This is a genomic window from Permianibacter aggregans, from assembly GCF_009756665.1.
In the GTDB taxonomy this organism is placed as follows: Bacteria; Pseudomonadota; Gammaproteobacteria; order Enterobacterales; family Permianibacteraceae; genus Permianibacter; species Permianibacter aggregans.
In genome coordinates, this window is record NZ_CP037953.1 from 2,134,734 (window position 1) to 2,157,554 (window position 22,821).

At 55.5% G+C, this 22,821-nt stretch carries 15 protein-coding genes; 11 read left to right on the forward strand and 4 right to left on the reverse strand.

All coding sequences use genetic code 11. The annotated features are described in order from the left end of the window. Positions 1–41: 41 nt before the first annotated feature. From recF to dnaA, 3 genes are read right to left on the reverse strand one after another with little or no spacing between them, the layout of a single operon-like run. Positions 42–1,136, reverse strand: coding sequence for a DNA replication/repair protein RecF (recF, locus tag E2H98_RS09455; RefSeq protein ID WP_133593607.1), 1,095 nt, complete (start codon positions 1,134–1,136; stop codon positions 42–44). Beyond that, positions 1,136–2,236: a DNA polymerase III subunit beta gene (dnaN, locus tag E2H98_RS09460; protein ID WP_133593609.1), complete on the reverse strand. Its 1,101-nt coding sequence runs from the start codon at positions 2,234–2,236 to the stop codon at positions 1,136–1,138. Before dnaN ends, recF begins: the two co-directional genes overlap by 1 nt. A 29-nt stretch (positions 2,237–2,265) precedes the next feature. Beyond that, on the reverse strand, positions 2,266–3,633 hold the full coding sequence (gene dnaA, locus E2H98_RS09465; RefSeq protein WP_133593611.1) for a chromosomal replication initiator protein DnaA: 1,368 nt from the start codon (positions 3,631–3,633) through the stop codon (positions 2,266–2,268). Positions 3,634–4,344: 711 nt separating this feature from the next. On the opposite strand from dnaA, the gene rpmH reads away from it, so the two are divergent. The 8 genes from rpmH to E2H98_RS09505 all read left to right on the forward strand — a co-directional run bounded on the left by rpmH (position 4,345) and on the right by E2H98_RS09505 (position 12,804). Further along, the gene (gene rpmH, locus E2H98_RS09470; protein ID WP_133593613.1) at positions 4,345–4,482 is read left to right on the forward strand and encodes a 50S ribosomal protein L34; all 138 of its coding nucleotides are present in this window, start codon (positions 4,345–4,347) and stop codon (positions 4,480–4,482) included. Beyond that, entirely contained in the window at positions 4,482–4,886 is a 405-nt protein-coding gene (gene rnpA / locus E2H98_RS09475) for a ribonuclease P protein component (RefSeq protein WP_133593615.1), read from the forward strand. The genes rpmH and rnpA overlap by 1 nt, the downstream gene beginning before the upstream one ends. Beyond that, entirely contained in the window at positions 4,879–6,588 is a 1,710-nt protein-coding gene (gene yidC / locus E2H98_RS09480; protein ID WP_133593617.1) for a membrane protein insertase YidC, read from the forward strand. Before rnpA ends, yidC begins: the two co-directional genes overlap by 8 nt. A 324-nt stretch (positions 6,589–6,912) precedes the next feature. Beyond that, positions 6,913–7,602, forward strand: a complete 690-nt coding sequence (locus tag E2H98_RS09485) for a YoaK family protein (RefSeq protein ID WP_133593619.1) — start codon at positions 6,913–6,915, stop codon at positions 7,600–7,602. Positions 7,603–7,721: 119 nt separating this feature from the next. Next, positions 7,722–9,086: a tRNA uridine-5-carboxymethylaminomethyl(34) synthesis GTPase MnmE gene (mnmE, locus tag E2H98_RS09490; protein WP_133593621.1), complete on the forward strand. Its 1,365-nt coding sequence runs from the start codon at positions 7,722–7,724 to the stop codon at positions 9,084–9,086. Between the two features lie 65 nt (positions 9,087–9,151). Then, positions 9,152–10,480 carry a DUF945 family protein gene (locus E2H98_RS09495; RefSeq protein WP_133593623.1) on the forward strand — a complete coding sequence of 443 codons (1,329 nt, stop codon included), beginning with the start codon at positions 9,152–9,154 and terminating at the stop codon, positions 10,478–10,480. A 93-nt stretch (positions 10,481–10,573) separates the two neighbouring features. Then, positions 10,574–11,830, forward strand: coding sequence for a S1 family peptidase (locus tag E2H98_RS09500; RefSeq protein WP_133593625.1), 1,257 nt, complete (start codon positions 10,574–10,576; stop codon positions 11,828–11,830). Continuing rightward, the gene (locus E2H98_RS09505; protein ID WP_133593627.1) at positions 11,818–12,804 is read left to right on the forward strand and encodes an FHA domain-containing protein; all 987 of its coding nucleotides are present in this window, start codon (positions 11,818–11,820) and stop codon (positions 12,802–12,804) included. Before E2H98_RS09500 ends, E2H98_RS09505 begins: the two co-directional genes overlap by 13 nt. 44 nt (positions 12,805–12,848) lie before the next feature. On the opposite strand, the gene E2H98_RS09510 is transcribed toward E2H98_RS09505, so the two are convergent. After that, positions 12,849–13,325 (reverse strand): Lrp/AsnC family transcriptional regulator, encoded by a 477-nt coding sequence (locus E2H98_RS09510; RefSeq protein WP_198325090.1) that lies wholly within the window; start codon positions 13,323–13,325, stop codon positions 12,849–12,851. A gap of 81 nt (positions 13,326–13,406) precedes the next feature. Here E2H98_RS09510 and E2H98_RS09515 point away from each other — a divergent pair, with 81 nt between their 5' ends. The 3 genes from E2H98_RS09515 to pbpC all read left to right on the forward strand — a co-directional run bounded on the left by E2H98_RS09515 (position 13,407) and on the right by pbpC (position 22,772). Further along, on the forward strand, positions 13,407–14,600 hold the full coding sequence (locus tag E2H98_RS09515) for a trans-sulfuration enzyme family protein (RefSeq protein WP_133593631.1): 1,194 nt from the start codon (positions 13,407–13,409) through the stop codon (positions 14,598–14,600). Between the two features lie 248 nt (positions 14,601–14,848). Next, a complete protein-coding gene (locus E2H98_RS09520) occupies positions 14,849–20,422 on the forward strand; it encodes an alpha-2-macroglobulin family protein (protein WP_133593633.1) in 5,574 nt (1,857 codons plus the stop codon). Next, positions 20,412–22,772: a penicillin-binding protein 1C gene (pbpC, locus tag E2H98_RS09525; protein WP_198325091.1), complete on the forward strand. Its 2,361-nt coding sequence runs from the start codon at positions 20,412–20,414 to the stop codon at positions 22,770–22,772. Before E2H98_RS09520 ends, pbpC begins: the two co-directional genes overlap by 11 nt. Positions 22,773–22,821: the final 49 nt, after the last annotated feature.

Here is a 22,821-nt window from a genome sequence, read left to right on the forward strand (position 1 = left end):
TTTCAAATACGTAAAGCACCGCGATAAAGCGGTGCCTGGGGTTAATGCTGTTCGTGGTCGACAGTGACCGGTTTAACCTGGCCATGTTCCACGTGAAACATGGCGCTATTATACTCTTTCAGCAGCCGTTTAGGCCCGATTTCTGTAGCGCTGACAATGACTTGCCAGTGTTCAAGCGCCAAGACTTCGTTCAATAAGCTCTCGAATCGGCCCTGATCCAGTTCACCGCCGATATCATCAAGCAGCAGTACACCACTGCGGCCGGTCAATTGCGAAAACAGGCGGATCTGCGCCAGCAGCAAACTTTGCACTACCAGCTTGTTCTGGCCACGCGATAGCTCCTCATCGGCGGAAACCCGGCCGATACGGCAGCGGATGTCAGCCCGTTGTGGACCGAAGCGGGTGCTGCCGGCTTCAATATCCTTATCCAGATGATCGGCCATTACCTGCTCCAACTCACCGGTCCAGCCGGGATAAAAACCAAAGCTGACTTCATTGTTTGGGTAGAGTTGCGTCAAAACGGATTCAATGACCGGTGCCAGCTGCTGCCAATACTGCTGGCGAAACTCATTGAGTTTGATCGATTCATTGACCAAGTGCCGGGTCCACAGGTTCAGCTCTTCCCTACTCGCCTGCTGCCTTAACAGCGCATTGCGATGTCTCAGGGTCTTGCTAAACCGGGAATGGACTTCGGCGAAACGATGTTCCACGTGAAACACTCCCCAATCGAGGTAGCGTCTGCGCTCTTTCGGGGAACCGCTGAGTAGCTGATAGCTGTCTGGTGTGAACGCCAGTATTGGTAGCAACATGGCAATATCGGCCAGGCGACGAACATCATTGCCATTCAGGCGAATGACCATCTGACCATTGCGGTCTCGTTGCAGCCCAATTCGATGCTCCAATCCATCTTCTTGACCACGGGCAAACACAATAAATTGCGATTGCTCATGGCTGATCACTCTATCGATGGTGTTGGTACGAAACGAGTGGCCTGTACCGAGCAGATAGATACTCTCTAGTATCGAGGTTTTGCCGGCGCCGTTATCGCCATAGATCCAAGTAAGATGGGGCGCCAAATCGAGCGCCCCATCCTTTAGATTCCTGACATTGTGGTACTGAACTTCCTGCAGCCGCATTACAAACGCATCGGCATGACCAAGAACAGCGTGCCGCTACCACCCTGCTCTTCCGCCACGGCCGAAGAACTGGAATCGATGAACTGGAAGCGGATATTCTCCCATTTGACGGCGTTAACCATGTCCAGCAGATAGTTGACGTTGAAGCCGATTTCTAAGTCCGGGCCGCTGTAATCGACATCCAGATTAATCACTGCCTCTTCCTGCTCCGGGTTGTTGGCGTTCAAGGTGAGGCTGCCTTGGCTCAGGCTCAGGCGTACACCGCGGAACTTCTCGTTACAGAGAATCGCCGCTCGCAACAGCGATTCCTTCAACATCTCGCGGTTGACACTCATGAACTTGTCGCCACCGCGCGGAATGACTTTCTCGTAGTCCGGAAACTTGCCATCAACCAGCTTCGAGACGAACTGCCATTGGCTGGTTTGCAGTCGGATATGGTTGGTACCCACAGTGACTTTGACATCGGTATCGCTGGGTTCCAGCAGGCGCGACAGCTCAATGACCCCTTTGCGTGGAATAATGACGCCAAAATCACCTTGTGAATCAATCGCTTGCTTGGCTTCAGCCAGCGCCAGCCGATGCCCATCGGTGGCCACAGTGCGCAAGCGACCAACTTTCAACTCGAAGAACAAGCCATTCATGTAGTAACGGACGTCGCCTTGGGCGATGGCGAACTGCGTGCGTTCAAATAAAGAGCGCAATTCGTTCTGACTGATTTCGAACTGAACCGCGCCAGGACCTTCTTCGACCGAAGGGAACTCGCTAGCCGGTTGTGTCGTCAGCGTAAAGCGGCTGTTGCCGGCCCGAAGATTGACCCGGCCATCACCGAGCTGAAAACTGATTTGCTGTTTATCACCAACAGCTTTGACGATATCGAGGAATTTCTTGGCTGGCACTGTGATGTCACCGGGCTCGGCGCCTTCCAGCGGCAACTCGGTCATCAGCTCGACTTCCAGATCCGTGCCGGTCAGCGACAGCTTGCCTTCTTCGACGCTGACCAACACGTTGGACAGGATCGGCAAATTGCTGCGACGTTCGACAGCGCCACAGACCATGTTCAGTGCCGGCAGCAGGGTTTCTCGGGCCAGGGTAAATTTCATCGAATTCCACCAATACAATATGTTGTGGTTTAACTGCTTAGCGTACGCAAGAGATTGGCAAAATCCTCTTCCATACTGCGATCAGATTCTTTGAGCTCCTTGACCTTGCGACAGGCATGCAGCACCGTCGTATGGTCTTTGCCACCGAAAGCCTCGCCGATTTCTGGGAGGCTGTGACTGGTCAGTTCCTTGGCCAAGGCCATGGCGACCTGGCGCGGCCTGGCGACACTGCGGCTGCGCCGTTTCGATAATAAATCAGAAAGCTTGATACGGTAGTACTCAGCAACGATCTTTTGGATATTTTCGATCGTGACCATCTTTTCCTGGGCAGCGATCAAATCCCGCAGCGCCTCCCGGACCATATCAACGGTGATCGGCCGGCCAGTGAAATGGGCCCAGGCAATCACCTTGGTCAGTGCCCCTTCCAGTTCCCGGACATTGGAACGAATACGTTTGGCAATGAAAAATGCCACTTCCTGTTCCAGCTTGACATTGGCCGCTTCGGCCTTGGCCATCAAAATGGCGGCCCGGGTTTCAAAATCTGGCGGTTCGATGGCAACAGTCAAACCCCAGCCGAAACGAGACTTCAGTCGATCTTCGAGACCTTCGACTTCTTTCGGATAGCGATCGCAGGTAATGACGATTTGGCGATTGGTTTCAAACAGCGTATTGAAGTTGTGGAAAAACTCTTCCTGGGAGCGATCTTTGCCGGCAAAGAACTGAATATCATCGATCAGCAGCGCATCCAATGAACGATAGTACCGTTTCCATTGCTCAATGGTATTGGTTTGCAGCGCCTTAACCATATCCTGTACATATCTTTCAGAACGAACGTACACGACTTTTGCGCCCGGTTTCTGGGCCGCGATCATATTGCCAACCGCGTGCATCAAATGGGTTTTGCCAAGACCAGTAGCGCCATAGATAAACAATGGATTGTACGCACGTCCGTGGTTCATTGCCGCTTGTAATGCCGCGGCTTTCGCCACCTGGTTTGATTTGCCTTCGACAAAGGTATCGAAGACAAAAGCGGTATTCAGACTGGACTTGTGTTCAATTGGCTGAACCACCGCTTCAACTCTGGTCGTAACAACGGGTGCCGCAGGTTTGCTGACCACTTCTTGTTGAACAACCGGTTTTGTCATCAATTGACGCTCACCGACTTTTAATAGCACCGATGGTGCCTTGTCGCCTTTCAGCTCAATTAAATAATCACGAACCCGACCGAGGTAGCGATCACGTACCCATTCCAAGACAAAACGGTTAGGTGCGAACAATTGGATTTCATGATCGGCTTCACTGGCCTGTAACGGACGAATCCACATACTGAATTCATCTGCCTTCAGCTCATCTTGTAATCGTTGTTGGCAAACTGGCCACAAGGGTCCTTGGCTCATGCTCGGGAGGGTTTCAGTGTAGGGTCTCGGGAAAAGATCGCGAGTGTAAGCAGATCGAGGCGATTAATCCACAGGCAATCATGATAATGGATAAAAATAGCGATCAGTATTTGATCAATGCTTGACTTTCGATCAGAAAAAGGGATCTTGTGGATAGCGAATCAATGAAATCTGTGCATATCTTTAACAGAGTGAAATTTAATCTGGTTTTATACACAAATCTACAAGCTTTTCCTTGCCATATCCTTGCTGTTATACGGCAGTTATTAAATTGATAAAATATTGATTTTATTTAACTTAAATAGGTTTTCAACAGATACATCGTTTGCTAATAGTTATTAACAATAAGATCTAGATCTTTTTATCTTTTCTTTAGTTATTACTTAAACAACATTCTAAAACGCGTAAAATCTTGGTGTTTCACAGCGAATTGTGAAACCATCTGTGGATGAACAATACTGTCTAAAAGTTATACACAACACTGTGAAACAACAGCAAAATTTCTGAGCAAAAACACTAGCTATCGTGGCAAGTGCTACCCAACACCACAATCTGTACCACTCAAGGGCCGGTGAAACGATCTTAAGTGCGCGATTTATAAACACTTTTCTTGGCCTGATCATTGACCCGGCGAAAATAACCGCAGTAGAATGCGCGCCCTTTTTCCCGGGTCTCGTGCTATTCACGGGCCTGAAGTAGTGGTGAGTCCAAATGAAACGCACATTTCAACCAAGCAATCTGAAGAAAAAGCGCGACCACGGTTTCCGTGCCCGCATGGCGACCAAGAATGGCCGTCTGGTACTGAAGCGTCGTCGTGCCAAAGGCCGTAAGCGCTTAACCGTCGTTTGATGGAACCCTTGGCGGATCAGCGGCTGCTCAAAGCGTACCGCCTGCTCCGCCCGGCGGAATTCAAAGCCAGTCTGGCCGAAGGCAAACGCCTGCACGGCCAGGGCTTCACGGTAGTTATCCGAGCCAACCAACAGACCAGCGCACGATTGGGCCTGGCGATAGCGAAAAAACAACTTCGCTTCGCGCACCAGCGCAACCGCCTGAAACGGCTGATCCGAGAACAGTTTCGCCAGCACCGCTCAGCGCTTCCACCTTGCGATTTGGTGTTCATGGCCAAAGCCGGTGTCAGTGAAATGAGTAACGATTCGTTGCATCGCAGTCTGTCGCAAGTATTTTCCCGTATCATCGCCGGCGCGGTCCGCCGCGATCCTTCGGCTTCCTCGCAAGGCACACCCCATGCTTGAATCTCAACGCGGTTTTCTGCTGCTGGCTTTTGCCGCAGTCAGTTTTTTCCTGTTTCTGGAATGGCAAGATCTGCAAACGGTCAAACTGGCGCCGCCAGCGAAACCGGTGCCTAGCTCAGTGCTGGAAACGGTTGCGATCAATGATGTGCCGGCCGTTAGCGATACTGCTGTGGCCACGACCGATGTGCCGGATGCTACCGCCGCCGAAGTGCCGACCACCGATCTGCCCTCAGTACAGCCAAGCACGGTGCCGGTCAGCAGCTCACGCTATATCGAAGTCGTCACCGACACGCTGCGCGTCGTCATTGACCGTCAAGGCGGTGATATTGTCGAAGCCGATCTGCTGCAATACCGCGAAAGCACTGAAGACAACAGCCCGCCGGTGCGCATCCTGAGTCAGGCCGGCCGCACCCATATCGCCCAATCGGGCATTATTGCCAACCAGGGGCCGGATGCCGGCGCCACTCGTGCCGAATACCAGTCACCGGTCTCTTCTGCGACCATGGCTGCTGATGCCGAAACACTGGATGTGCCGCTAACATGGACCAACGAAGCCGGTGTCAGCTTCAGCAAAACCTACCGTTTCAAACGTGGCAGCCATGCCGTCGAACTGATAGCTGCGATCGATAATCGGAGCAGTGAGCAAGTCAATGCCCGCTTGTTCGCGCAATTGAAGCGTGATCGTCATGCTGAAAATGGCGCCTTCATGGGTATGTCGGCCTATACCGGTGCGGCTTACGGTGCCACCGACCACAAGTTCGAGAAATACCCGTTTGAAGACATGGATGAAACCAAGCTCGACGTCAAAACTGACGGTGGCTGGGTTGCCTATCTGCAACACTATTTCATCAGTGCCTGGGTGCCGGGTTCGGAAACCGGCAACGCCTTGTACAGCCGGGTATTGGCTGACAAGCAATCGATCATTGGCCTGTTGCAACCGGCTTTTGCCGTTGCTCCTGGTCAAAGCCAGAGCACCAGCGCGACGTTATATGTTGGACCGAAAATTCAGGACGACTTGGCCAAGCTCGCCTCCGGTCTGGATCTGACCGTTGATTACGGTTTCCTGTGGTGGATTGGCCAGCCGTTGTTTTGGGCCTTGACGCTGCTGCATAGCTGGGTCGGCAACTGGGGTGTCGCCATTATTCTGGTTACCGTCGTTGTTAAACTGCTGCTCTATCCGCTGGCCAATGCCCAGTACCGCAGCTTCGCCAAGATGCGGGTGCTGGCGCCTAAGTTGCAGCAACTGAAGGAGCGTCACGGTGATGATCGTCAGGCAATGAGCCAGGCGATGATGGAGTTGTACCGCAAGGAAAAGGTCAATCCGCTCGGTGGTTGCTTGCCGCTGTTGATCACGATGCCGGTGTTCCTGGCACTGTATTGGGTGCTGATGGAATCGGTCGAATTGCGTCATGCGCCATTCATGCTGTGGATCAACGACCTGTCGGTCATGGACCCGTATTACGTGCTGCCGATTCTGATGGGCGCCTCTATGTGGTTTATGCAGAAACTGCAGCCGGTGTCGCCAACGATGGATCCGATGCAACAGAAAATGATGCAGTACCTGCCGGTGATCATGAGCGTGTTTTTCCTCTGGTTCCCGGCCGGTCTGGTGCTGTACTGGCTGGTCAACAACCTGTTGTCGATTGCCCAGCAGGTGTATATCACCAAGCGTGTTGAGGCTGAGGCCGCGAAGAAAAAATAAAAGCATTGGAATGAGAAAACCCCGACCCGCTTTCGCGCGTCGGGGTTTTTTTATTCTCTTCAAAAATCTTGTCTGAATAAATTCAGACCTACAAAAAAATGATCGAGCTCACATCACCAATTCTCAGGAATCTTCGACAAATACGGTTACCAATCGTGACTGGCGAAAGTCATCATCTTTTTGGACTTGCGATTGTTTGCAGAGGGTTTTACAAATATAGCCGACTCGAATGCATATCGACAGGCCGCCTTGTCATCGATTACTGTGAAAATGCGAGCCTTTTAGCAAACACACAAACATGAACCGTCCGTCCGGTACCGCACGATGATCCGCAAATTGCCGCGCTGGGTGGAAATCGGCGGCTTTTGCCTGGCGTTGATCGCCGGTGCTGTCAATGCAATTGGCCTGCTCGGCTTTGCTCATCAGGCGGTTTCCCATTTGACCGGCACTTCAACCTTGTTGAGCGTGGCCTTGTTCCATCAACAATGGCCACAGGTTTTGCATCTTGGTTTGATTGTCGTGTTCTTTGTGCTCGGTGCCGTCTTGTCGGGTGCGTTGATCAATAACGCCGTGCTGCAATTGGGGAGGCGCTATGCCGTGGCTTTATTCGTCGAGGCGGCGATGTTGTTGCTGGCCATTCCGCTGTTGATGGATGCTTCACCCTGGGGTCATTGGCTGGCGTCGGCCGCCTGCGGTTTGCAAAACGGCATGGTCAGCACCTATAGCGGCGCCGTGGTGCGCACGACGCATGTTTCCGGACTGTTCACCGATCTGGGCACGATGCTCGGCGAGTCCCTGCGCGGCCATGTACTGGACCGGCGCCGCGCTCTGCTCTATCTGATTCTGATCAGCGGGTTTCTGGTTGGTGGCATCATTGGCGCCGCCGGCTTCATAGACTACGGCTTCAATGCCTTGGCGATACCGGCACTGGCGGCCGCGCTGCTGGCGATTATTGTGCTGATCTGGCGCCATTTCAGCCGGCAATCACTGCCGGCACCACGAGCGCCGGACTAGACCTTGACCATCCGTCGGCCCATTGCGCCGATATCGGTTTATCCGGCGTTCGGCGCTGCACAATCCCTTGCTGCGCTGCTAAGCTACGCGCTTTTTCCGGCAGGGCGCGGCGACCAGCAGTGAAAGCATCCAGCGATACCATTGTCGCCCCGGCCAGCGGCCAGGGCCGGGCCGGCGTCGGCGTCATCCGGCTTTCCGGCAATAAGGTCCGGGCCATCGCCGAAGCCTTGCTTGGCTCGGTGCCGGAACCGCGTTTTGCCCGACGTTCGCGTTTTTTCGATGCAGATAATCAGGTAATCGACGACGGTTTGGCACTTTTCTTCGCCGGCCCGAAGTCCTTTACCGGTGAAGACGTGCTGGAACTGCAGGGTCATGGCGGGCCGGTGGTCATGGATATGCTGATCCGGCGCTGCCTCAGCTTGGGCGCCCGCCTCGCCCGCCCCGGCGAATTCTCGGAACGGGCCTTTCTCAATGACAAACTCGATCTGGCCCAGGCCGAAGCCATTGCCGACTTGATTGATGCCCGATCGGAACAAGCGGTGCGCCTGGCCGCGCGCTCATTGCAAGGCGAATTCTCGGGCCGGGTGCATCAGCTGGTTGAAAGCCTGACCCATCTACGCATCTATGTCGAAGCGGCGATCGATTTCCCCGAAGAGGAAATCGACTTTCTCGCCGACGGCAAAATTCTCAGTGATCTGCAATCGCTGCAGGCCGAACTCGAGGAGCTGTTACGCTCGGCGAAACAGGGCGCAGTGATGCGCGAAGGCATTCAGGTGGTCATTGCCGGCAAACCCAATGCCGGCAAAAGCTCACTGCTCAATGCCCTGGCCGGCCGTGAAACCGCGATTGTCACTGATATTCCCGGCACCACCCGCGATATCCTGCGCGAGCAGATCATTGTCGACGGCCTGCCGGTGCAGCTGACCGATACCGCCGGTCTGCGCCTGACCGAAGACAAGGTCGAGCAGATCGGTATCGCCCGGGCCGAGGCGGCGATCAAGACGGCCGATGCTGTGCTGTTGGTCGTCGACAGCAGTGAAGCACACAGCCTGCATCCGGATGAGCTCTGGCCATTGCCGACGCCATTGCCGCTCAGCCCGGACAAGATCCTCATCATCCGTAACAAAAGCGATTTGTCCGGTTTGGCACCAGCGCGCACAATGCAGGGCGACGCGGTGTTGCTGAATGTTTCGGCCGCGACCGGTGTCGGCCTGCCGCTGCTGGTTCAGGAGCTGAAACGGCTGGCGCATCTGGAAGACAGCGAAGAAGGCCTGTTTCTGGCTCGACGCCGCCATCTCGATGCGCTGGAACAAGCGCAAGTGCAGTTGGCCCATGGCGCCAAGCAGCTGATCGAGTTCCGGGCCGGGGAATTACTGGCCGAAGAATTGCGGCAGGCGCAACAAACTTTGAGTACGATTACCGGGGCTTTTACCGCCGATGATTTGCTCGGCAGAATTTTTTCCAGTTTTTGTATTGGAAAATAATGAGTGCCCACCTGATGGCCTCAGCGTGGGTGCGTGGATATCAGTAAACGTTTGGGAAAACGATCATGAAAAAATGGGTATGGGCTGCTGTGCCGGCAGTCATTATTGGGGCGTACGCGGCGACGGCCGTATACAGCGGCAGCAAAGCCGAGGAAGTCCTGCAAGAAGGCATCAAGAAAGCCAATATTGGCAAGGAATGGCAGTTTGAATGGGCCAAGTACGACCGCGGCGTGTTCCGCAGCAAAGCCGTACTCGACATCATTTTCACGCCTGGCAATGGCGAAGACATGTACCGCCACTCGCTGCCGATCACCGTTGTCCACGGCCCATTGCTGCTCGATGGCACGCTCGGTTTCAAACCGGCGATGTTCGGCATGAAAAGCGCCGTGGTTGCTCGCGAAGACTGGCCGGAAGACGTGAAAAAATTGTTGGCCGATGACCGCGTGCACTTTGAATCGGTATTTTCGTTTGGCCAGAAAGCCACGTTTGATTTCACCGTCGAAGAAGGTGAACTGCAGCTGACCACCGGCAATCTCGACCTGAAAGCACTGCACATGCAGTTCAGCTTCGATGCCGACAGCAAGGAAGTCAAAGGTGAAGGTTCCTGGCCGGGCCTGAACATGAGCGGCATGATGGGTGATGTCGTCGTGCGTGACTGGGCAATGAACTGGGATGGCGTGCAATACGACGCTTACACCGGTACCGGCACCGGCGAGTTCACGCTGGCGGAAGTGAAAATGAGCCAGGGCGGCGCCGAACAGTTCGCGATGAACGCGTTCAAGATGACCAGCAAACAGGCCATGAATGCTGACCAATCCCAGCTCAATGGCGAACTGAACATGTCAATCGACTCGGTCAATGCCCAGGGTCAAAATGTTGTGTCCAAACTCGATTTCTTTATGCAATTCGACAAGCTCAGTGCTGCCGGCATTCGCGCGATGAACGAATTCGCCAAAGACCCGGAAAACACCGAAGACCCGATGATGATGCTGAACACCGTCGGTCAGCAGGTGTTGGAATTCGGCCCGGAAATCAACGCCCGCTTGAGTGCCGAACAAGTCATGCGCCAGCCGCTGAACGTCAACGCCAAGCTGACTTTGCCGCCGATGCCGAATGGTTTCGAGCCAACCTGGATGCAGGGCATTCTGTTCTCGATGGATGGCAAAGTGCCGCTGACATTGGTTGGTATGGCACTGCCTACCGATCTGGTCGCTTTGCTGAGCCAAGGTGAAACCGATGACAAAGGCACCGCGTTCAAAGTGGAATGGCGCGAAGGCCAGCTGTGGATCAATGCCAATCCGTATATGCCAGGCATGAACGCCCAGCAGGATGAGCAATTTGACCCGGCAATGATGGAAGATTACCAAGAAGAATGTGTCGGCGAAGATTGCTGAGCTGACGTCAGTGCATACAGAACATTCCCGCGTCGGCGGGAATGTTCTGCTATAACAATGCCATTCCCGCACCACCGCTGTTCAGGATGATTCATGCTACTGCGTAAATGCTTTGCTTTGTTCGCGCTCTGTCTGGCGCCATCATTGTTTGCCGCCGACATCGCTCAGCAGCTTTACGCCGATCATCAGGACTCCATTTATCGTATTGATGTCATTACCGTTGGCAGCGATCAAAAATCTTCGCTGGGCACCGGCTTTGTCATCGCCCGCGACGATCTGTTGGCCAGCAATTTCCATGTCGTTTCCGACGCCGTCCACGAACCGGAAAAGCATCGGCTGGAATGGGTCAGTGTTGATGGCCGTCGTGGTCCGCTGAAGATCATCGCCGTTGATGTCGTCCATGACCTGTCCTTGCTGCAAGCCGAGCAAGACATGGGCACACCGCTACACACCACCGGTTTGCCGGATAAAGGCACCGCGTTATTCTCGCTTGGTCATCCACTCGGTCTGGATCTCGCCATCGTCAATGGTTCCAACAATGGTCTGCTGGAAAAAGCGCTGTACGACAAGATTCATTTCAGCGGCAATATCAATCCCGGCATGAGCGGCGGCCCGGCGATCAACGCCGAAGGCAAAGTCGTTGGCGTCAACGTCGCCACTGCCGGTGAAGCCGTCGGCTTTTTGGTGCCGGCAAAATTTCTTGATGAATTGATTCAGCTTGCCGAGAAAACCGAATTCAAACCGGTATTCGATCTGCAAGCGATGCTGCGCGAACAACTGCTAAGCAACCAACAGAAACTGATCGACGATATTTTCGCGGCCGAATGGAAAACCCAAACGCTGGGCAAATTCACCGTGCCGAGCACGCTGCTGTCGCGTATGGATTGCTGGGGCGATACCGATGAAGTTTCAGAAAAGCACCCGTATGTGGAAATCGCCAGCAACTGCAGCGGTCAGGACAATATTTTTCTTTCCGGCCGGCAACGCGCCGGTGAAATCTCCTACCAGTTTTTCTGGCTGGAAACCGAAACGCTGTCACCACGAGCGTTTTACCAACTTTACGAAAACCAGCACAACTCGACCTTCCAAAGTGGCGCCAATGAAAAGGATGTCGGCAATTGGACTTGCAGCATTCATTTCGTTGAGTTGAGCGGTCAGTCATTCAAAGCCAATGTTTGCGCCCGGCCCTACAAGCGTTACGCGGATCTAACCGATTTCATGGTGCTGATGGCGATGACCGGTCATCCGCAACGCGGTTTCATGTTCACGCTGGATTTGTCGGCCGTGACGCTTGATAACGGCATGAAATTATTCCAAGCCCTGTTGGAGCGCTTTCAATGGCAGCCGTGATCCTGGAAATTTTCTCGCGCGGCCGTGGCCAACCGCAGTTTCGCCGGGTACGGCAGTTTCCGTATCGCATCGGTCGCGCCTACGACAACGACTTGATCCTGACTGACGATGCCGTTTCCGCGCATCATCTGCAACTGGAGCAAGACGCCGAAGGCCAGATCAAAGTGCGCAACCTGTCGCATGAAAACGGCACGGTATTGAACAAGAAAAGGCTTGGTTATGTACCGAGCGAGTGCGAACTGCCCAGCGATTTATATGTCGGCCATACCCATCTGCGTCTGCTGTCGCCGGAGTCAGTGGTCGCGCCGACCAAGCGCTTGCAACACACACCGGGCATGAACTGGTTCCAGACCTTGCCCGGCGGTTTGATCATGCTGGCGCTGGTGCTGGCAATGAACGTGTTCATCGGCTTTTCCGAGCAAGTATTGCAACGGCCGCTGTATCAAATCCTGACGCGCGAATTGCCGGTCATTCTGTCACCATTGATCCTGGCGACGATTACCGCGTTTATTTCGCGTCTATTACTGCATCGCTGGCAATACCCGTTGCATTTATCGATTGCCTGTATCGCGATTTTGTTGGCACGCGGCGGCATGGAGCTGGTGTCGCTGACCAGCTACTACTTCACCAGTGAACAAGCCGGCTCCGTGGTCAGCAACTTGATGGCGGCGACAGTATTCACGGCGTTGTTCGCCTGGCAGCTGCGCGCGTTCAGCACGCTGACTCGCGAACGCTCGACGATGATCGCCATCGGCATCATCTGGCCTTTACTATTGCTGTTCTGGTTGCAGGCTTATGTGCGCGCTCCCGATTTCCGCAGTCAACCGGATATGCACACAGCATTGCGTGTCAGCGACATCCGCGCCGAAAGCACGTTAACGCCAGAAAGCTTCCTGCAACTGACCGAAGCGGAACTGCGTGAAGGCTTGGCCGAGTCACTGGCTGAACATACCGAAGAGGTGGTCGAGGAATAACTGTGTAGCGCCGAATGCTTTCGGCGCATCGACGGAATTTCTTGTCAATCAAATACTGGCACGTTCAATGAGCGTACCTGCTCGAAAATCAGCTCGGTTTGCAGGTGCGCGACTTCCGGCCGCTCGGTGAACGCGTCCATGACCAGTTGTCGCAAATGCTCGGTGTCGCGGACGCCGACATGGACCAGAAAATCATCGGAGCCGGCGACGTGGAATAACTGCAGAGTTTCCGGCAGGCTCAGGACATGGGCGCGAAAAGCCTCCACTGCCGACTTGGTATGGCGCGATAGCCGCACAACAATCATTGCCTGCACGCCGAGCTTCAAGGCACGGGCCGACAGCTCGGCGTGGTAACCGCTAATCACCTGGCGTTGTTCCAGTCGACGCACCCGCTCCAAGCAGGTTGATGGCGCCAGCCCGACTTTGCGGGCCAAGTCCTTGTTTGACACCCGTGCATCATTCCGCAGCTCAGTCAGAATCGCGCGGTCTATCGAATCCAATTCATAATTTTCAGTGTTCACCGAATTCTCAACGGGCCGGACCAGATATAGCCATACATAATATACGCTTGACGCCGAGTTGTTGAATCCGGAAACCTGCCTATGTCCCCTCAGAATCGCCATTTCGAGTCGCTCGGTGTCCATGCCGGCCGTGAAGATCTGAAAACCCTTGGCGTCCACGCCCTGCCGATTGACCTGTCAACCACCTACCCGATTCAGGACTTAGGTGTCGGGACCGATAGTCTCGATGCCTTGGTTGCCGGTGATCGGGAAGCGACCAATCCGGTTTATGCCCGTCTGTACAACCCGACCGTTGCCCGCTTCGAGCAAGGCTTGGCAGCGCTCGAAGGCACTGACACGGCCGTCGCGTTTTCTTCCGGTATGGCGGCGGTGACGGCGATGGTGCTGGCGCGCAAAGGCCGCGGCGATCATATCGTCGGTGTGCGGCCGATATACGGCACTTCCGATCACCTGCTGAGCTGCGATTTGCTCGGCTTGCCGATGCGCTGGGTCAAAGCCGAAGAAGTCGCTTCAGCCGTCAACGACAAAACCGCTTTGGTCATTATCGAAACGCCGGCCAATCCGACGCTGGATCTGGTCGACATCGAGATGATCGTCAAAGCGGCTGGTGATGTGCCGGTCATGGTCGATTCCACGTTCGCGACACCGGTGCTGCAAAATCCGATCAAACTCGGTGCCCGTTTTGTGCTGCATTCGGCGACGAAGTTCTTGGGCGGCCATGGCGATGTCATCGCTGGCGTGATCGCCTGCAGCGAAGACGACGCGAAAGCGCTGCGCCAAATTCGTGTTGCTACCGGCGCCTTGCTGCATCCGCTCGCGGCATATCTGTTACATCGCGGTCTGCCGACGCTGAGCTTGCGGGTGCTGAAAGCTCAAGACAACGCTGAAAAGCTGATCACCTGGCTGAAGCAACAGCCACAGGTGAAAAACGTTTTCTATCCAGGCCTGAATGCTGGCCAGCAAGCGATCATGAAAAAGCAGATGCGCGGTGGTGGCGCGGTGCTGGCGTTCGAGTTGGTTGATGGCTACCAAGCCGCGGCCACGGTCATGAACCAAGTGAAAATGATGACGCCAGCGGTGTCACTCGGCTCGGTCGACACGCTGATTCAACATCCAGCCGGTTTGACCCATCGGGTACTGGAAGAAAGCACCCGCCAGAACACCGGCATCCGTGAAGGCCTGATGCGCATTTCCTGCGGTATTGAACATGTCGAGGATTTGATTGCTGATTTGGCCCAGGCGTTTGCGGCGATCAAGCAGCGGAAAGTGGCTTGATCGCACCTGATTCCAGTTCGTTCTACTTTGAGAGTTTGCCGGGCCTCGCCCCGGCAAACCACAACATCATTAGGTCAACCTGCGACAAGAGAACCAAGAAAATCAACGCTGAAAAACTTTCGCCATCAGTCAATACGTATTAAAAGTTCCTCATTCTCCGTAGAAAAATAAATCAAAAAATCTCTCAGCAACTTCACCCCGCTCCCTTAGAATGTCGAGCTTGCCAAGGAACACTCAAGGACCGTGTGATGCGCGCAGAAAGACGTTGGCCGCTGGCCATTTTGCTGGCGGTGTTGGCCGCTTGTTCTTCCGAGCCGGAGAAGCCCGAACCGGTAGTTTTGGAGGCGCCACCGGTCGAGGCGGAGCAGCAGCAACGCTGGCAGCAATATATCGCGGCGCATACGGGCGGTTTTGTCTCGCGCAAGGCGCCGATCGAAATTCGCTTCGAGGCTGATGTCGTCACCGAAGAGCAGATCGGTTCGGTGCAGAACAAGCTGGTGTCGATTACCCCAGCGGTCGAGTTCGATGCGGTGTTCGACAATCAGCGGGAATTATGGATTCTGCCAAAAGCGCCGCTGGCTTCTGGCCAAACTTATCAGGTCAAGCTGCACATCGATGCGCTGCCTTCGCTGCCGCAAAGCCTTGGCGACTATAGCTTTGATATTCGGGTTTACGAACAAACGCTGGAGTTGACGCGCGTCAATGCCGATGTCGATCCGGTGCGCGATGAACACGTCGTTTTGCGTGGCGAATTTGAAACCCGCGATGACGCCAATGACACCGATATTCGCGACAACGTCACGATCTTGTTGAACAATCAAGTGCTACCGGTCGATTGGGTTCACGTGGAGTCCGGTCGTCGCCACCAGTTTGAAAGCGATGCCATTGCCCGTACCGATGCCGAACAAATCGTGCAGTTGAATTGGGGCGGCGGTCAGTTTGTATCGCCTGCAGGCGAGAAGCAGCTAAGCATTTCGCCGCGCGGCCGTTTTCAAGTGACACGCGCCGAACGTGATTTACAAAACCCGAATACGATTGTCGTGCATTTTTCCGAGCCATTGGCGCGCCAGCAATCGCTGAAAGGTCTGGTGCAACTGAACCGCGGTAGCTTTACCACGCGCATTGAACAAAACCAGTTATTGGTGCAAGTCGAACAAGGTCTTTTTGGTGAGTTGAAACTCGATATCGACAAGGCCATCAAAGCGGAAGGTGGCCGGGCACTGGTCGAGGGCTTCAGTCAAAAATTTGAATTCGAATCATTAAAGCCGGAAGTGCGCTTTGTTGATCAGGGCATGTTGCTACCGGAAGCAGAAACCCTGTTCATTCCGTTCGAGACGATGAACGCCTCCGCGGTGCACGTTTATGCATTCCGGATTTTCGATAACAACCTGTTGCCATACTTGCAACACAATTCACTGGATCAGCATCAGTACATTCGCCGTTATGCCCGCTTTCTGGCGCGCAAAACCATTGCACTGGATGCAACCAAGCCGAATCAATGGCGTCGCTTTGGTGTCGATGTTTCCGATCTATACCGCCGTCATCCCGGCGAAATGTTTCATTTCAAGTTGTTGATAACTCGTGGCGACAGTTTGTATCCCTGTGACTCGGCGATGCCGAGCAAAATCAGCAAAACGCCACCTGAAGTACAGAACAATGATGAGTACCGCGATGGCGACAATAACTGGTCATTTGCCAACGAAAGTTATGGCGACTACCTGAATGAGCACCACTCCTATTATTGGGCCGAGCGCGCTGACCCTTGCTCGGAAGATTATTTTCGCTACTCCGGCAAAACCCAAGTGGCGCGCAATTTCCTCAGTGCCAATATCGGCCTGCTGGCAAAAGCCGGCACCGATGGCAAGCTGCTGCTGACGGCGACCAATATTCGCACCGGCGAGCCGATGCCGAACACCAGCATCAAACTGTATTCACAGCAGGCGCAAGTGATCACGACGGTGAAAACCGATGGCAATGGTTTGGTCACGGTGCAGCCGGAAATCAAACCGATGATCCTGATCGCGGAAAATGGCGAATACAAAGGTTACTTGCGGCTATCGAGTAGCAGTGAATTGGCCACCAGCCATTTTGATGTCAGCGGCGAATCGTTCAAGCAAGGCGTCAAGGGCACAATATATGGTGAACGCGATGTTTGGCGGCCGGGTGACACGCTGCATCTAACCTTTGTATTGCAGGATTCGCAAAACGCGATTCCTGACGACCATCCGGCAACATTGGAGCTTTACAACCCGCTGAATCAGAAAGTTTATAACGACACCAATCTGAGGCCGGTCAACGGCTTTTATGCGTTTGCACCAAGCACCCGCGATAGTGATATCACCGGTGATTGGCGCGCGGTGGTGCGACTCGGTAATCGCACGTTCGAGCGCCCGGTGAAAATCGAAACGGTGATGCCGAACCGTTTGAAAATGGAGCTGACTGTTGAAGGTGATCTATTGCGGCAATCGGCCAAACAAGCGCTGAACTTGTTTAGCCAATGGTTGCATGGCGCCAAGGCTAATGGTTTGAAAGCCGAGGTCAATGCCCGCCTGACTGGCACACGCACGCAGTTTGAGCATTTCAAAACCTATCTGTTTGATGATCCGGCACGCAAGGCTGACAGCCAGGAACAAAAACTGTTTGAAGGCCGCTTGAACGCCGAAGGCAAGGTGCAGTTCACACCGGAAATCCGTCAGCAAAATCGTGCGCCGGGCATGATGAATTTGCTGTTGACGACACGGGTGTTTGAACCGGGTGGTGCGTTCAGCATTGGCAGCCAGAGTTTGAAATACTCGCCGTATTCGCATTACGCCGGTTTGAAACTGGAGCCCAGCAAAGGTTATTACGGCTACCCACTGAACCAACCGATTCCGCTGCAACTGGCTGCTGTCGACGAATTTGGCCAGCCAGCCGATGAACGTCGACTGGAATTGTCGCTGTACCGAGTGGAATGGAGTTGGTGGTGGGAAAACAGCGGCAACAATTTGGCTCGCTATGACAGCGCCAATGCACCAAATCTCGTCAAGCAAATGTCGATTACCGTGAAAAACGGCAAAGCTGACACCACGTTTGAGTTGGACGATGCCTGGCAGCGTTACCTGTTGCGCGTGTGCGATAGCAAGAGCGGTCATTGCGCCGGCACGACGCTGTATTCCGGTTGGAATGATGAGGCCAGCTCACCAGCTTTTGGCGCTCATTTGCTGATGTTGTCGACCGACAAAAAACAATACAGCGTTGGCGAAACCGCGAAACTGACCTTGCCGCCGGCGACCAAAGGCCGGGCGCTGATTTCCATTGAGAACGGCAGCTCGGTGTTGTCGCAGCGTTGGCTGGCGCTCGATGGCCAGCGCGCGTTCATTGATATTCCGATTGAAGCCAATATGGCGCCGAACGTTTATGTCAGCGTTCATTTGATTCAGCCGCAGCAGGAAAAAACCAACGACCGGCCAATTCGTTTGTTTGGCGTGACGCCGCTGCTGGTCACCGACCCGGCCACGGTGTTGCAACCGGTGCTGACCGCGCCGGATGAGGTGCGACCGCAAACGACGTTGAATGTCACCGTTGCCGAAAAACAAGGTCGGCCGATGACCTATACCCTCGCGGTGGTCGATGAAGGCCTGCTCGGTTTAACCAATTTCAAAACGCCGCAATTGCATAAGGAGTTTTACAAACGCGAAGCGCTCGGCATCAAAACCTGGGACATGTTTGATCAGGTGATTGGTGCTTATGGCGGCAGCCTGGAAAAACTGTTGGCGCTTGGCGGTTCCGATGAAGGCGCTGATGGCGATGGCAAGAAAGATCAGAAGCGTTTCCCGCCGGTTGTGCGTTTTATCGGTCCGTTCGAATTGGCGGCCAATAAAAGCGACAGCCATGCGATTGAATTGCCGCCTTATTTGGGGTCAGTGCGGGTCATGGTGGTTGCCGGTCAAAACGCCGCTTATGGCAGCAGCGAGAAAAACGTGTTGGTGAAACAGCCGCTGATGGTGCAGGCGACGCTGCCGCGCGTGCTTGGTCCCGGCGAATCCTTGCAAATGCCGGTGTCGGTCTTTGCGATGAAAGAGAAACTCGGCAAGGTTCAGATCACTGTGGAAGCCAATGATCTGATCGACGTGGTCGACGGCGGTTTGGCCATGCAGTTTGAGCGCGAAGGAGATCAACTCGGTTTGCTGAAGCTGAAAGTCAAAGACGCGATTGGCCAAGCGAAAGTCACCGTCGTCGCCACCGCGGGCAACGAGCGTTCCGAGCAGAGCATCGATATCGCGGTGCGCAGCCACAACCTGCCCAGCGTGGTCAGCCAGAGCAAACGCCTCGCTCCCGGCGAAACCTGGCAGACCGAGTTGAAGCCGCATGGTTATGCCGGCACCAATGAGCTGTCGCTGGAAGCCAATTTCGGCGCCAGCCTGAATCTCGCCGACCGTCTGCAATACCTGATTCAGTATCCGCATGGTTGCGTCGAGCAAACCACCTCGGGGGCTTTCCCGCAGTTGTACCTGGCGCAGATCATGAACCTCGGTGAAAAGGAACAGCGTCAGATCCAGCAGAACGTCAATGCCGGTATCGACCGTTTGAAACGTTTCCAGCAGGCCGGCGGCGCCTTCTCGTATTGGCCCGGTGATGGCTACGTCAATGACTGGAGCACCAGCTATGTCGGTCATTTCCTGGTCGAGGCGAAAAAGCGCGGTTTCTCGGTGCCGGAATCGGTGATCAGCCGTTGGCAGCAATATCAGCGTCAGCGTGCCCAGCAGCATCCGGTCGCCCATGCCAGCGATGCCCTGGAACAGGCTTACCGCTTGTACACACTCGCTTTATCAGGCGCGCCAGAGCTGGGCGCGATGAACCGCTTGCGCGACAAGCTGCATAACAACACGACGGCTCGCTTCCTGCTGGCGGCCGCCTACAAACAGGCTGGAATCAGTGATATCGCCCAAAGCCTGGTCAAAGACCACCAGCCTATCGCGCCGAAATACGATTACTACGGCCCGACCTTTGGTTCGTCGCTGCGCGACCAGGCGGTACTGCTGGAAACGGTGCTCGATTTGGACGACCAGCGCGCCGATGATCTGGCCGAGTCGATTTCCGCAGCGATCAACGACAACTACTGGTACAGCACCCAGGATGTCGCCTGGTCGCTGAAAGCGCTAAGCCGTTACAACCTGCTTGGCGCCGGCCAGACCCTAACGGTTGATTGGAAAGGCAAAGACAGTAAGCAATCACTGCGTTCAGAGAAGCCGGTGCTGAAAGTGGCGTTGCCTGGTGCTGAACAGGCTCAGCAACACACGATCAAAAACACCAGCGCGGCGCCGGTGCGGGTAACGCTGTTCAACCGCGGAATTGCTCCGGCCGGCAGCGAGCAGGATGTCCATGAGTCTTTGCGCATGAGCATCCGCTTTACCGATCGCGACGGCCGCAGCGTCGATATCAGCAAACTGACCCAGGGCACCGACTTCCTGGCTACGGTCGAAGTGCGCAATACCGCCAGCCGCCGCCTGGAGCAGCTGGCCCTGTCGGCGCTGATGCCGTCCGGTTGGGAAATCTTGAATGCCCGGCTGTTCAGCAGTGGCGAAGGGGTGCAGGAGTCGCCGTATGAATACCGCGATATCCGTGACGACCGGGTCATGACCTATTTCGCGCTGAACGCGGGCGAAAGCCGCACCTATAAGCTGTGGTTGTCGGCGACCTACCCCGGCCGCTACTACCTGCCGGCCTGGACCACCGAGGCAATGTACGACGCCAAGCGGGTCAGCCGTATCGCCGGTCGCTGGCTGGAGGTGATGGCCGAGGCTGAGCCGGCTGTGGCGGTGGCTGCGGAAGATGTTCCATAAAGTAAGTCATTACTTCTCCGTTGCCGCAAGAAAAGCTTGGCAGCGGCGAGCTTGGCGCTGGTTGTTTATGATGCTGGCGCTACTGACGTTGGGGTTTTTCCTGCTGCCGGTCACCCGACCGCAGGCGCCCTACTCGACCGTGCTCTTGGCCCGTGATGGCCAGCTGCTGGGTGCCCGCCTCGCCGCTGATCAGCAATGGCGTTTTCCATTGGCCGGCGAACCACCGCAGCGTTTCCTGACCGCGCTGGTCCGGTTCGAAGACCAGCGCTTTTATTCCCACTGGGGTGTCGATCCGCTGGCGTTGGCCCGGGCCCTGCGCAGTAATCTCGAAGCCGGCCGGGTCGTTTCCGGTGCCAGCACCTTGAGCATGCAGTTGGTGCGCCTGGCACGCGATAACCCGGCCCGGACCGTGCCGGAAAAGGTGCTGGAAATGGCTTTGGCGCTAAGGCTGGAAATGGCGCTCGATAAAAGCCAAATTCTGCATGATTACGCCCAGTTCGCGCCATTTGGCGGCAACATCGTTGGTGTTGAGACGGCTGCCCGGCGCTATTTCGGGCGCAGCGCCAGCGAGTTGTCCTGGGCCGAGGCGGCGATGCTGGCGGTATTGCCGAATGCCCCGGCGCTGGTGCATCCGGGTCGCGAACGGCAAACCCTGCTCGATAAACGCAATCGCCTGTTGGCCAAGCTGCGGGACAAGGGCGATATCTCGGCGACCGAATTCCGGCTGGCGTTACTGGAGCCGTTACCGGAAGCGATTTTGCCGCTGCCGGAGACGAGCCCACACCTGCTGGCGACATTGGCTGAACGGCAAGCGCCGGGGATTATCCATGCAACGATCGATGCCGGGCTGCAGTCGGCACTGAGCGAAGTGATGCAGCGCCAAGGGCAAAAATTGGCGCTGGAAGGAGTATGGAATGCCGCGCTATTGGTTATCGACAATGAGGATCTGTCGGTAGCCGCTTACCTTGGCAATACCGAGCTCGACCGAACCGGGCGCGGCGAATTCGTCGACTTGATTCAGCGCCCGCGCAGCAGCGGCAGCATTCTGAAGCCGCTGCTCTATGCGCTGATGTTAGAGGCTGGTGAGATCAGCCCCAGCATGCTGGTCGCCGATGTGCCGACCCAGATCAACGGCTATCGGCCAGAGAACTTTGACCGTCAGTATCGCGGCGCCGTTCGGGCTGACGAGGCACTAGCGCTGTCGCTGAATATCCCGGCCGTGCGCTTGCTGCGTCAGCATGGCGTCGCCCGCTTCCATCAACAGCTGCAAAACCTTGGCTATTCAACGCTCTTTCGGCCGGCCGACGATTACGGCCTGACGCTGATCCTCGGCGGCGCGGAAACTTCGCTGTGGGATGTAGCGGGCAGTTACGCACAGTTGGCTGCTATTTCGCGCTCAATTGCCGCAGATAGTCGCTATTTGCCGGTAAACATCTTGACTGGCAGCGAGTCGGCACAGGGCAAGCCGGCCGAAATCGGCCCCGGCGCTGCTTGGCTGACGCTAGAGGCGATGAAAGAGGTCAATCGCCCCGGCCTTGATCAGCATTGGCGCGAGTTTGCCAGCTCGAAACAAGTGGCCTGGAAAACCGGCACCAGCTTTGGTCTGCGTGACGCCTGGGCGGTAGCGGTGACACCGCGCTACACGGTTGGCGTATGGGCCGGCAATGCCAGCGGCGAAGGAGTCGCCGGCCTGTCCGGCACCAATACCGCTGCGCCGCTGCTATTCGCGGCCTTGAACCGCTTGCCGGATTCCGGCTGGTTTGCCGAGCCGGCCCATGATCTGCGCAGCGTTGAACTTTGCGCCGACAGCGGCTATCTGCCGCAAGGCGGTTGCCAAACGGTATCGGCGCTGCTGCCGAAGCACAGCCATTTCGATCAGATCTCGCGTTGGCATCAGCTGGTCCACACCGACCCACTGGGCCGTTATCGGGTCAACGCCGACTGCAGCCTGTTCAATGAGCGCCAAGCGCAAAGCTATCTGCAGCTACCACCGGCAATGGCCTTTTACTACCGGCGCCAGCACCCGCTTTACCGCGATCTGCCGCCGTGGCGCGCCGACTGCAAAGCCAGTAGCGAAGAACTGGCCATGGAAGTGCTGTATCCGGAAGCCGGCGCCCGCTTTTATCTACCGACCGATTTGAACGGCCAGGACATGCCATTGATCGCCGAAGTCGCCCATCGCGAAGCCGACGCCGTGTTGCATTGGCATCTGAATGAGCAGTTTCTCGGCACCACCCGCGAATTCCATACCATGAGTATCCGCGCCAAATCCGGCAAGCAGCTACTAAGCGTCGTTGACCAGCAAGGTGTCCGCATAAGTCGTTCGTTCACGATTCTGCCTCGACACTAGCGAACAATTTTTGACCAACCTTTGCGCGCCTCGTACAATGCGCGCCCCT

Bases quoted from the DNA above. Each gene is read 5' to 3' on its own strand.
- pbpC (WP_198325091.1), top strand. From the start codon at position 20,412: ATGTTCCATAAAGTAAGTCATTACTTCTCCGTTGCCGCAAGAAAAGCT.
- recF (WP_133593607.1), bottom strand. From the start codon at position 1,136: ATGCGGCTGCAGGAAGTTCAGTACCACAATGTCAGGAATCTAAAGGAT.
- rpmH (WP_133593613.1), top strand. From the start codon at position 4,345: ATGAAACGCACATTTCAACCAAGCAATCTGAAGAAAAAGCGCGACCAC.
- dnaN (WP_133593609.1), bottom strand. From the start codon at position 2,236: ATGAAATTTACCCTGGCCCGAGAAACCCTGCTGCCGGCACTGAACATG.
- E2H98_RS09485 (WP_133593619.1), top strand. From the start codon at position 6,913: ATGATCCGCAAATTGCCGCGCTGGGTGGAAATCGGCGGCTTTTGCCTG.
- E2H98_RS09515 (WP_133593631.1), top strand. From the start codon at position 13,407: ATGTCCCCTCAGAATCGCCATTTCGAGTCGCTCGGTGTCCATGCCGGC.
- yidC (WP_133593617.1), top strand. From the start codon at position 4,879: ATGCTTGAATCTCAACGCGGTTTTCTGCTGCTGGCTTTTGCCGCAGTC.
- E2H98_RS09505 (WP_133593627.1), top strand. From the start codon at position 11,818: ATGGCAGCCGTGATCCTGGAAATTTTCTCGCGCGGCCGTGGCCAACCG.
- E2H98_RS09520 (WP_133593633.1), top strand. From the start codon at position 14,849: ATGCGCGCAGAAAGACGTTGGCCGCTGGCCATTTTGCTGGCGGTGTTG.
- E2H98_RS09495 (WP_133593623.1), top strand. From the start codon at position 9,152: ATGAAAAAATGGGTATGGGCTGCTGTGCCGGCAGTCATTATTGGGGCG.
- E2H98_RS09500 (WP_133593625.1), top strand. From the start codon at position 10,574: ATGCTACTGCGTAAATGCTTTGCTTTGTTCGCGCTCTGTCTGGCGCCA.
- dnaA (WP_133593611.1), bottom strand. From the start codon at position 3,633: ATGAGCCAAGGACCCTTGTGGCCAGTTTGCCAACAACGATTACAAGAT.
- rnpA (WP_133593615.1), top strand. From the start codon at position 4,482: ATGGAACCCTTGGCGGATCAGCGGCTGCTCAAAGCGTACCGCCTGCTC.